General features: G+C 48.9%; 3 protein-coding genes and 2 pseudogenes. 4 read left to right on the top strand and 1 reads right to left on the bottom strand.

Going from position 1 to position 3877, the window contains the following annotated elements:
* The 3 genes and pseudogenes from mgsA to galK form a co-directional block, all read left to right on the top strand.
* The coding region (gene mgsA / locus ENTHG_RS23075; RefSeq protein ID WP_044185804.1) for a methylglyoxal synthase at nucleotides 1-324 on the top strand (324 nt) is incomplete at its 5' end.
* A 468-nt stretch (nucleotides 325-792) separates the two neighbouring features.
* The gene (galT, locus tag ENTHG_RS23070; protein ID WP_044185802.1) at nucleotides 793-1839 is read left to right on the top strand and encodes a galactose-1-phosphate uridylyltransferase; all 1047 of its coding nucleotides are present in this window, start codon (nucleotides 793-795) and stop codon (nucleotides 1837-1839) included.
* Nucleotides 1840-1841: 2 nt separating this feature from the next.
* Nucleotides 1842-2992 (top strand): annotated as a pseudogene (galK, locus tag ENTHG_RS23065) (galactokinase).
* Nucleotides 2993-3062: 70 nt separating this feature from the next.
* Here the strand turns inward: galK and ENTHG_RS24570 are convergent.
* Nucleotides 3063-3253: pseudogene (locus ENTHG_RS24570) on the bottom strand (IS630 family transposase); the annotation flags it as partial.
* A 532-nt stretch (nucleotides 3254-3785) separates the two neighbouring features.
* Here ENTHG_RS24570 and ENTHG_RS26200 point away from each other — a divergent pair.
* Nucleotides 3786-3877: AbrB/MazE/SpoVT family DNA-binding domain-containing protein (locus ENTHG_RS26200; protein WP_044185799.1), on the top strand; the 92-nt coding region annotated here is incomplete at its 3' end.

The raw sequence follows: 3877 nt of genomic DNA, 5'->3' as shown, positions 1-3877 counted from the left end.
GGTACTACGGGCCACATGGTTTCACACAAAACGGGGCTCACTGTGCATGCCATGTTAAGCGGTCCGATGGGAGGTGATCAGCAAGTAGGTTCGCTGATCTCGGAAGGAAAAATTGATATATTGATATTTTTCTGGGATCCATTAAATGCAGTCCCGCATGATCCTGACGTTAAAGCGCTACTACGTCTTGCCACTGTATGGAACATACCTGTCGCTACCAATGTCTCAACGGCCGAATTTATAGTTCGGTCTCAGTATATAAGCCAGACATTTGATATTGTGATCCCAGATTATGAGCGATATCTTGCACAACGATTGAGTTAATGATAACAGGTTAACTAACAACAATTCTTTACTGGAATTAACATTTTACAGAAGATGGTAGGGGAAAAGAGATTTTTTTCTTTGGCAGAGTTACTTTCTATGCAAAAAATAAGAAAAATATATTAAAATGGGTTAATGGAGAAATGCAAATTAGGGAGGGTGACAGGATAATAGATCAATTTTTAAAACATTAAAAATGAATACTACAAAGGAACAGGTATTAATTTCATAATTCATTAAAAATTAATGGATTGAATACTTAATAAATCACATTAATATTAAGTTGGCACAATTACCTGAATTCTTAACCCACAGTAAATATCTTGCTCAGATTTTCTGTGTACCATAATTTTTGATGTGAATGAGATTGTTTAAAAAATATATTCCGACAGGAAATTATTAATTCTCATTCAACTCTAATGACCTATCAATCTGATATCTGTAACCTTAACAATATGAATGGAAATTATGATGCAGTTTAGCCATGTTGATCATCCGCATCGCCGTTACAACCCATTAACCGGGCAGTGGGTCCTGGTCTCTCCGCATCGCGCCAAACGCCCCTGGCAAGGGGCGCAGGAGACGCCAGCTAAACAGACGCTGCCGCAGCACGATCCGGACTGTTTCCTCTGTCCGGGGAATACCCGCGTCACCGGGGATATCAACCCCGATTACAAAGGCACCTTTGTTTTCACTAACGACTTTGCCGCCCTGATGACCGACACACCGGACGCGCCGCAGAGTGACGATCCGCTGCTGCGCTGCGAAAGCGCGCGTGGTACCAGCCGGGTGATCTGCTTCTCGCCGGATCACAGCAAAACCCTGCCGGAACTGAGCGTTGAAGCCCTGACCGAGGTGGTGAAAACCTGGCAGGAGCAAACCGCCGAGCTGGGGCAGAGCTACCCCTGGGTGCAAGTCTTCGAGAACAAAGGCGCGGCGATGGGCTGCTCCAACCCCCATCCGCACGGTCAGGTATGGGCTAACAGCTTCATGCCTAACGAAGTGGAGCGGGAAGAACGCCTGCAAAAAACCTGGTTCGCTGAGCAGCAGTCGCCCATGCTGCTGGACTATGTCCAGCGCGAGCTGGCCGACGGTAGCCGCACCGTGGTGAAGACCGAACACTGGTTAGCCGTGGTGCCGTACTGGGCGGCATGGCCGTTCGAAACCCTGCTGCTGCCGAAAGCCCACGTATTACGGATCACCGATTTAAGCGAAGCCCAGCGCAGCGATCTGGCGCTGGCGCTGAAAAAACTGACCAGCCGTTATGACAATCTTTTCCAGTGCTCTTTCCCCTATTCCATGGGCTGGCACGGCGCGCCCTTTAACTGCGAAGATAATCAACACTGGCAACTGCACGCCCACTTTTATCCGCCGCTGCTGCGCTCCGCGACTGTGCGTAAGTTTATGGTCGGCTATGAGATGTTGGCCGAGACCCAGCGCGACCTGACGGCAGAACAGGCAGCAGAACGCCTGCGTGCAGTCAGTGATGTCCATTTTCGCGAATCCGGAGAATAACAATGATTCTGAAAGAAAAAACACATGGCTTGTTTGCTGAAAAAGTTCGGCTACCCTGCTACCCCATGCTATCCAAGCGCCGGGACGCGTAAACCTGATCGGGGAACACTACCGATTATAACGATGGCTTCGTGCTGCCGTGTGCCATTGATTACCAGACGGTGATCAGCTGCGCGAAACGAGACGACCGTAAGGTGCGCGTCATAGCCGCTGACTATGACAACCAAGTTGATGAGTTTTATCTCAACGCGCCAATTATCACTCACGACAGCCAGCAATGGTCTAATTATGTTCGTGGCGTGGTGAAGCACCTGCAAAAACGTAATAACTCTTTTGGCGGTGCCGATCTTGTGATCAGTAGTAATATTCCGCAGGGCGCAGGGTTAAGTTCCTCCGCAGCACTGGAAGTAGCCGTTGGCACCGTGTTTCAGCAGCTTTACCACCTGAGGCTTGATGGGGCACAGGTCGCCATTAATGGTCAGGAAGCGGAAATCGAGTTTGTCGGATGTAACTGCGGTATCATGGATCAACTGATTTCAGCACTGGGCAAAAAAGATCACGCCCTGTTGATAGACTGCCGGACGTTGGGCACTAAAGCCGTTTCAATGCCAAAAGGTGTGGCAGTGATGATTATTAACAGTAATATCAAACGCACGCTGGTCGGTAGCGAGTACAACATCCGCCGTGATCAGTGTGAAGCTGGGGCACATTTCTTCCGACAGTCAGCGCTGCGTGACGTCAGCCTTGATACATTTAATGCCCTGGTTAGTGAAATGGATCCCGTGATTTCTCGGCGTGTTCGTCATGTACTAACAGAGAACACCCGTACTATTGAAGCAGCTAGTGCTCTGGAAAAAGGGGATTTGAAACGTATGGGGGAGTTAATGGCGGAATCACACTCTTCTATGCGTGAAGATTTCGAAATCACTGTGCCGCAGATCGATAAACTGGTTGAAATTGTGAAAACTACTATCGGAGATAGAGGCGGCGTGCGTATGACTGGCGGTGGATTCGGAGGTTGTGTCGTCGCGTTGGTACCCGAAAAATTGGTGCCAGCAGTAAAAGAGGCTGTAACGACACAATATGAAGCAAAAACAGGCATTAAGGAGACCTTATATATCTGTAATCCTGCACAGGGGCCGGACAATGTTAATTAGCTTGTCATATAGAAATTTGCTTTCCTTGAGATAACTTAAACAACTAAATAGGTCCTCCTAATACCGCTACACTTTTTCAAACCCGTGTTTGCCTCCAGGGAATGGGCTGGCAGTTTCCATAAAGTGGCGAACTTTAGCAGTTGCCACATTGAGCGGCACTGATGATTTCGGGAAATGGTGTCATGCAGTGCCTTCCACAGGCGTTCAACATGATTCACCCACGGCGAATATACCGGCTGATAAATTACCCTGAACTCCTCTTCAGAGCCGTAGGCGCCAGCAAAGAACAGCTGCTCTAGGAGAGTGCGGCACTGCACCGGGGTCAGCTCATGCCCGGCGATCTCATTCCAGACCGGCGTCATTTCGGTTTCACGGTTAATAAGCCTTTCCAGCACTGGCCAGCGTGGCTTTCTCAGCTCCAGTTCATGCAGCTCATCACGGTATGCTTTGAGTATATTCAGCATATCAGCAGCTGTACGGGCACGGGTGTAGTCCATCTCTCTTCCTCATAAGTTTTCAGTCACAGCCATTATGTGTGGCCTTTTCTGAAATGTCGGTAACGCATGAGAGGAATTTATTTAGCCGCTGCGTTACTTCGCTTCCGGCTCTAACAGAAATCGGATCTCAGCGGAAAATGAGAGACCAGCCCCTATGTGTGGCATACCCATATGCCATACATCTGCATATGCTAACCCTATACAAGCAATGAACAACCGCCTATACTGGGCATATGCGCACACCCGGCGCATAAACACCTTTCGGAGAGGTCCGAATATCGGGAGAAACACGATGAGAACCGTATCGATATTTAAAAATGGCAACAACCGCGCCATCCGCCTGCCCCGCGATCTGGATTTTGAGGGGGTGAGCGAGCTGGAGAT

The sequence above is a fragment of the Phytobacter massiliensis JC163 genome, assembly GCF_000321045.1.
GTDB classification, from domain to species: domain Bacteria; phylum Pseudomonadota; class Gammaproteobacteria; order Enterobacterales; family Enterobacteriaceae; genus Phytobacter_A; species Phytobacter_A massiliensis.
This window is presented reverse-complemented; position numbering and strand designations above follow the sequence as displayed.

Coding starts and splice junctions, on each gene's coding strand:
- galT (WP_044185802.1), top strand. CDS start 793: ATGATGCAGTTTAGCCATGTTGATCATCCGCATCGCCGTTACAACCCA.